Annotated in this window: 7 protein-coding genes; all 7 read right to left on the bottom strand. The window is 73.5% G+C overall.

Annotation, left to right across the window (positions count from 1 at the left end; all coding sequences use genetic code 11):
* Positions 1-52: 52 nt before the first annotated feature.
* A complete protein-coding gene (locus tag ACWCYO_RS25820) occupies positions 53-1,231 on the bottom strand; it encodes a hypothetical protein (protein WP_449785526.1) in 1,179 nt (392 codons plus the stop codon).
* Between the two features lie 174 nt (positions 1,232-1,405).
* Positions 1,406-1,894 (bottom strand): DUF3180 domain-containing protein, encoded by a 489-nt coding sequence (locus ACWCYO_RS25815; protein WP_270145007.1) that lies wholly within the window; start codon positions 1,892-1,894, stop codon positions 1,406-1,408.
* 188 nt (positions 1,895-2,082) lie between these two features.
* A complete protein-coding gene (gene folK / locus ACWCYO_RS25810; RefSeq protein WP_270145008.1) occupies positions 2,083-2,682 on the bottom strand; it encodes a 2-amino-4-hydroxy-6-hydroxymethyldihydropteridine diphosphokinase in 600 nt (199 codons plus the stop codon).
* 43 nt (positions 2,683-2,725) lie between these two features.
* The gene (gene folB, locus ACWCYO_RS25805; protein ID WP_218204599.1) at positions 2,726-3,085 is read right to left on the bottom strand and encodes a dihydroneopterin aldolase; all 360 of its coding nucleotides are present in this window, start codon (positions 3,083-3,085) and stop codon (positions 2,726-2,728) included.
* A gap of 248 nt (positions 3,086-3,333) precedes the next feature.
* The gene (locus tag ACWCYO_RS25800) at positions 3,334-3,813 is read right to left on the bottom strand and encodes a nuclear transport factor 2 family protein (RefSeq protein WP_270145010.1); all 480 of its coding nucleotides are present in this window, start codon (positions 3,811-3,813) and stop codon (positions 3,334-3,336) included.
* 28 nt (positions 3,814-3,841) lie between these two features.
* Positions 3,842-4,714 carry a dihydropteroate synthase gene (gene folP / locus ACWCYO_RS25795; protein ID WP_270145012.1) on the bottom strand — a complete coding sequence of 291 codons (873 nt, stop codon included), beginning with the start codon at positions 4,712-4,714 and terminating at the stop codon, positions 3,842-3,844.
* Between the two features lie 68 nt (positions 4,715-4,782).
* Complete coding sequence (locus ACWCYO_RS25790) at positions 4,783-6,624, bottom strand: phosphatidylglycerol lysyltransferase domain-containing protein (protein WP_270145014.1); 1,842 nt, start codon at positions 6,622-6,624, stop codon at positions 4,783-4,785.
* Positions 6,625-6,890 lie beyond the last annotated feature (266 nt).

The following is a 6,890-nucleotide window of genomic DNA, read 5'->3' as shown; positions in this document are numbered from 1 at the left end:
GGAAGTCGGTCCGTCCGACTTCCCGCGCCGCGGCGTTCGCAGCTCAGGAGGCTCAGCGCGAGGCCCGCAGCTCCGGCAGCTCGATCAGCTCGGTCTCGTCCTCGGGCGTCAGGTCCACCACGGTCGGCCCGTCCTGCTCCGCGTCCTCGGAGCGGACCGGCTGCTCCTGCTGCGCGGGCCGCGCCTCCGACGCGCCCTCGCGAGCCTCCTGGGCCTCCTGGGCCTCCTGGGCCTCGGCCTTCGCCTTCGCGGCGACCGCCTCGTCGCCCACCACGTCCGCCAGGTCCGCGCGCTCCCCCAGCTCGGCGACGCTGCCCACCGCCGGCGCCGGAGCGGCCGCCCGGACCGCCGCACCCGTGCCGCGCCCGAAGAAGCTGAAGCCCTGTCCGCGCACCTGCCCGGACTGCGCCGGCCGCGGCCGCTGCCGCTCCGCCGGGGCCGGCGCGGCGGCCGGCGCGACCATGGCCCCGCCGAGCTGACCGACCGTCGCGGTGAGCGCCGGGCGCAGCGGCGTGGGCCGCACCGGCGTCCGGCCCGCCGGCGCAGGCGCCGGCGTGGGCACCGAGGGCGCCACCGGGGCCGGCACGGCCACCGGCTTGGGCGCGACAGCAGCCGACGCGGCAGGCGCGGCCGGGACAGCCGGCGCCCGCAGTGCGACCTCCGCGCCCGCCGTGCGCTCCCGCTGCGCCTCCCGCTCGGCGGCCCGTCGCTCCAGCAGCCGCAGCACGGACGCGGCGCGGACGAACGCGGCCGGGCTGGCCGGGTACTTGGGACGGCTCGCGGCGAGCGCCCGCTGGGCCGCCTCGGCCTCCTTCAGCGCCTGCTCGGCCACCGCGACGGCCCGCTCCCGCAGCAGCCGGGCGATCTCGGTCTCGGCCTTGGCCAGCCGCGACTTCTCCGCCGTCAGCCGGCGCCCGAACCGGGTGGCCCGCTCCTCGGCGACCTCCGCCGCGTACTCGGCCTCGGCCAGCTGCTCCTCGAACCGCTCCTCGGCCCGCATCCGCTGCGCGGCGGACACCTCGGCGGCCGCCCGGGCCGCCTTGTCCCGCTGGCGCAGCAGCACCGCGAAGCCGAGCGTGGCGATCAGTGCGGCGATGCCCACCGAGCGCACCAGGATGGTGTCCTGACTGAAAAGCAGAGCGGCCAGTGCGGCGACCAGCAGTACGCCGGCGGCGGTGGGGGGAAAGACCCGGCCGAGGACGGAGGAATGACGGTGGCGTCCGCGAGACATGCCAAGAAACTAGCGTGCGAATTGGGGGCGTGTCAGCCCAGGGTCCCCTTCCGCCCTTGACAGTGCGCAGTTTTTACCGCACGTGCCCGGCTTTTCACTCAAGATCACGAAAAGAGCCCTGCTCAGCGATGTCCCACCGGATCCGGGGGCGATCCGGGGGCGATCGGGGGCCCGTCAGTGGTGCGAGGCCGCCGGACCGCTCGGATCGTCGTGGTTCTCCGGCAGCTTGCACACGTGCTGCACCCAGAGCGCCGCCGCGATCACCGCGGCCCCCGCCAGCACCGCGAGCCCCGCGGTGACCGCCTGGTCCTTGCGGGCCGACACGTCCAGCTCGCCGAGCAGGTAGATCCCGGCCCCGGCGTAGATGCCGGTGACCACCGAGGAGACCAGCGCACTGGCCTGCCCGAGCACCACCGCCCGGGCCGCCAGCAGCGGGTCGACCCGCTTCGCGCCGGGCTGCCGCTCGCGCACCGCCTTCAGCCGGGACCGCAGCGAGAGCGCGGTCGCCAGCAGGATCACCGCCACCGCGGCCAGCACCACCGGCGCCGCGGCGGGCACGGCCGGCAGCGTGTCCAGGGAGGCCCAGAGCTTGGAGCCGGCCCAGGACAGCGCCGTCGTCGCGGCGGTGATGCCGATCAGCAGGCGGAGGCGAAGCAGCTTCACGCGGAGGAGGTCCTTCCCGAAGTACCAGAGCCGGCCGGCCGCCCGGTGGCCCGGTCCGGCGGCATCAGGCCACCGTACCGGGACCGGACGGGCGGACATCTACTCGTACGGCCGGGCCCCCTGGCCGAGTTCCCCGACCGACCGGCCGGCCCGGCAGTGGTGCCGGCCGGCCCGGCGCCACTGCGGCCCTACTCCGGCAGCGTCAGCCGGATGTCGTCGCGCCGCTTCACGCCCTGCGCGTCCGGGCCGCCGAGCGCCGCCAGCAGCGCGGCGACCTGCCCGTGCCCGGGCACCTCCGCCTCGGGCTGGGCGTCCAACCAGGGGGCGAGCACGAAGGCCCGCTCGTGCGAGCGCGGGTGCGGCAGCAGCAGCTGCGGGTCCTCGCTGACCACGCCCTCGTAGGCCAGGATGTCGACGTCCAGGGTGCGCGCACCCCAGCGGACCTCCCGGACCCGCCCGAAGGCGTCCTCGATCGCGTTGCCGCGCTCCAGCAGGTCCCGCGGCGGCAGCGAGGTGCGCAGCACCACGACCGCGTTGTAGTAGTTGGGCTGGTCCTCCGGGCCGCCGACGGCCTCGGTCTCGTAGACCGCGGAGACGGCCTTGATCTTCAGCCCTGGGGTGTCGGCGAGCGCGTCGACGGCACCCTGCAGGGTGTCCAGCCGGTTGCCCAGGTTGCTGCCGAGCGCGATCACCGCGCAGCGCTGGCTGTGCAGCGTGGTGTCGGCGGAGTCCACCCGGCTCTCCAGGTCGAACGCGTTCGGCTCGGCGATCGGGTCACTGCTGTTCATCGAAGAAGTCCCTCTGCATCGGAAACCAGGCGCGCGGTGGGGGTCATGCGCGGCCCCGGTGGATGGTCACGGTCACGTCATCGAACGGCACGGTGATCGGGGCGTCCGGCTTGTGCACGGTCACCTCGACCTCCTCGACCGCGTCGTGCTTCAGGCACTGGTCGGCGATCCGCTGCGCCAGGGTCTCGATCAGGTCGACCGGTTCCCCGGCGATGATCGCGGTGACCTCCTCGGCCACGATGCCGTAGTGCGCCGTGCGGGTGAGGTCGTCTCCGGACGCGGCGGGGCGGGTGTCCAGGTACAGCACGAGATCGACCACGAAGGTCTGGCCCTCGATGCGCTCGCGCTCGAAGACGCCGTGGTGGCCCCGGGCTCGCAGCCCCCGCAGGGTGACGCGGTCCAGCAAACGAATCACTGCTCCCAGTCGGACGGGCCCCGCCCGGAGAAAGGCATGGAACGGGCGGGGCGAAGGCGGGCAGCACGCCCGCCACTCCGTTTCGAATCTACCCGCGAGCGCGGACAACGCCTGACCGTCCTACCCGGCACGAACCGTCGCCACGCGCACCGGAATGGCGATTGACGTGAACGTTCGGTGACCACTCGGAAATTCCCCGGCAACCGCCCTGCGGAGATTTTCCGCAGCCCCCGGAATCAGTCCTCGTCGTCCTCGTCACCGCTGGTCAGAACGGGTGAACCGTGGTGCGACCAGAGCTTCCACCCGGCCGTGGTACGACGGAACAGATTGCTCGACACGACCTTTCCGCCGACCAGCGGACCGAGTTCCCCCTCCTCCTCCGCCTCGCCACCGGAGAGGATGTTCTCGGTGCACGTGACAAGGGCCACATCACCGTGGACCTCGGCCTCGACATCGGTCAGGAAGAACTGGATGTACTCCGTGTTCATCATGATCAGCATGTACGAGCGGGTCACCTGCGCCCGCCCGCGCAGCACCGGCCAGCCGGGGTGCACGCAGACCACGCCGCCCTTGTCGTCGGCGTGCTCGGGCCCCAGCCAGGCCTCCTCGACCGCCTCGACGTCCCCCCGCTCGAGCGCCTCGTAGAACGCCCGGTTCGCCGCGAGCACCGCCTCCAGGTCCACCTCCCGGGCCCTTCCGGCCGTCCCGCCGCTCAACCTGCCGTCACCTGTCACAGACCCTCCCTCACCCCAGCCGCGCCGCGCGCTGCCAGGCCGCGACCACGCGGACGGCGTCCGCCGTACCGGACACGTCGTGCACCCGTACCGCCCAGGCTCCGGCCTGGGCCGACAGCACCGAGACCGCGGCGGTCGCGTCGTCCCGCTCGCGGGCCGGGCGCAGCTCCCCGGTTTCCGGGTCGGCGAGCAGCGTACCCAGGAACCGCTTGCGCGAAGCCGCGACGAGGACGGGACGGCCGAGCGCGGTGAGCGCGTCCAGCCGGCCGAGCAGCGCCCAGTTGTGCTCGGCGGTCTTGGCGAAGCCGAGCCCCGGGTCGAGGATCAGTTGGTCCTCCTTGACCCCGGCGGCCAGCAGCGCCTCCATCCGCGCGGTCAGCTCGGCGACCACGTCCCGTACGACGTCGTCGTAGACGGCCAGCCGGTCCATGTCGGCGGACTGCCCGCGCCAGTGCATGACCACGAAGGGCGCGCCGGTCCCGGCGACCACCCGGGCCATCGCCGGGTCGGCGAGGCCGCCGGAGACGTCGTTGACGATCGCGGCGCCCGCCTCGACGGCCCGTTCGGCGACCGAGGCCCGCATGGTGTCGACGGACACCACCACCCCGGCGGCGGCCAGCTCGCGGACCACCGGCAGCACCCGGCGCAGTTCCTCCTCCTCGGGCACCCGCTGGGTCCCCGGCCGGGTGGACTCGCCGCCGACGTCCACCAGGTCCGCACCGCGGGCCCGCAGGGCCAGCCCGTGCGCGATCGCCCTGGCCGGGTCGAACCACAGCCCGCCGTCCGAGAAGGAGTCGGGCGTGACGTTGACCACGCCCATCACGGCGCAGCGGTCGAGCCGCGGCAGACCGGCCGGCAGGGAGAAGGACGGCGTATCGCTCATGTCCCCATTATCGAACGGGGCCCCCGCCGAGGATTCTCGGCGGGGGCCCCGGACGGGTTCGAGCTGCCTCAGGCGGCCTCGCCGACCTCGCGGGTCGACGGGACCGGCATCAGGCCCTCGCGCTGGCGCTTGCGGCCGAAGCGCGGCATGCCGAGGGTGATGAAGGCCTCCGCCTGCATCGCGGCGAAGCCGATCCGGGGCAGGTCCCGGGTGCTCGGGAAGACCAGGAAGCGCGGCTCCCACTCGGGCTGGAACTTGGCGTTGAACTTGTACAGCGACTCGATCTGGAACCAGCGCGACAGGAACACCAGCAGTCCGCGCCAGGCGCGCAGCACCGGGCCGGCGCCGATCCGCTCGCCGCGGGCCAGTGCCGAGCGGAACATCGCGAAGTTGAGCGACACCCGGCGGATGCCCAGGGCGCCCACCTCCTGCAGGGCGGCGACGATCAGCAGCTCGTTCAGGCCCGGGTCGGCGGCGCGGTCGCGGCGCATCAGCTCCAGCGAGATGCCGTCCGGCCCCCAGGGCACGAAGTGCAGCACGGCCTTCAGGTCGTCGCCGCTCTCGCCCTCCTCCGGGGCCTTGTGGGCGGTGACCACCACGCAGTCGTCGTCCAGCGGGTCGCCGAAGCGGCCCAGGGCCATCGAGAAGCCGCGCTCGGTGTCGGTGCCGCGCCAGCGGGCGGCGGCGTCGGCGATCCGGTACTTCTCCTCGGCGCTGAGCTCGGAGACCCGGCGGACCTTGCAGGAGTAGCCGTTGCGCTCGATCCGCTTGACCATCTGGCGGACGTTGCGCATGGCCCGGCCGGCGAGCGAGAAGGTGCTGGTGTCGACGATCGCCTCGTCGCCCAGCTCCAGCGCGTCCAGTCCCGCCTCGCGGGTCCAGACCTCGCCGCCGACCTCGCTGCAGCCCATCACGGCCGGCACCCAGGCGTGCTCACGGGCCTCGGCCATGAACACCTTGATCGCGCCGGGCCAGGCCTCGACGTCACCGACCGGGTCGCCGGAGGCGAGCATCACGCCGGAGACCACCCGGTAGGAGATCGCGGCCTTGCCGGTGGGCGAGAACAGCACGCTCTTGTCGCGGCGCAGCGCGAAGTAGCCGAGCGAGTCGCGCTCGCCGTGCCGCTTGAGCAGCTCGCGGACCTTCTCCTCGTCCTCGGCGGTGAGCTCCGGCTTCGGCTTGCCCGGGCGCAGCGCCAGGTAGGCGGTGGTGAAGGCGGTCAGCAGACCGAGGCCGCCGAGCAGGTAGGCGACTAGGTCGGACATCCGCTCGTTGGTGTAGCGGACCGGGCCCTCGAAGCCGAACAGTCCGTACCCGACGTGCTGCAGCCGCTCCAGCAGGGCCGGGTGACCGACCTCGTACCTGGTGCGGGTGCTCACGATCAGCAGGCCGAGCAGCACGCTGAGGGTGCCCATGACGACCAGGTTGACCACCGCGCCCCAGCGGGTGCGCGGGTCGGCCTTGGCGTAGAACTCGCGCTGGTGCACCAGCATCACGGCGAGGACCACCAGGGAGACGACCGCCGGGCCGACCTGGTGCCAGCGCACGATGTGCAGCGCGGCGCTGACCGGCAGCAGCACGCAGACCGCCCGCCAGGCCCGCCGCTTGCGGCGGCGCAGCGCGTGCGCCAGCGGCACCAGCAGGATGCCGACCATCAGCGTGCCGACCGCGGCCAGGCTGGTGGTGCCGCCCGGCAGCTGCCCGGCGAAGGTGTGCATCTTGGTGTGCCGGAGCTTGGGGAACACCGCGCTGGCGATGTCCAGCAGCCCGATCAGCAGGCAGGCGTAGCCGACCGCACCGGGGAGCCAGGCCCTCGGGACGGCGGCCGCCTGGTTGCGCAGCGTCTGCAGACCGCGCCGACGGCGCGGCGGCTGCTCGGGGCTCGGCTCAACGGACACGGGAACGCTCATGGAAGCTCAGCGTAGAGGCTGCGGTGCGGTGTCCGTTCACTCCGGGGGAGCACGTGTGATGGACCTTCATGCGTATTCCTTCATCAGGCAATGCGCATACCAAGGACCCGGAAACGGACGGTAATCCGGGGCCGTGGGCGCGCTGCGGGTTGAGCCGTGGTGGGAGCCGTGGGCCCGCCGCCGCGTGGCGGGGCGGGACCCTCCGGTACGCGTTACGTACGGTGGACGCCGCATTCTAGGGCGCCGGTTGCCCCCTGCCATCCCCC

The organism is Kitasatospora sp. NPDC001683 (assembly GCF_053596495.1).
The sequence above is the reverse complement of the archived record's forward strand: the minus strand, read 5'-3'. Positions and strand labels throughout refer to the sequence as shown.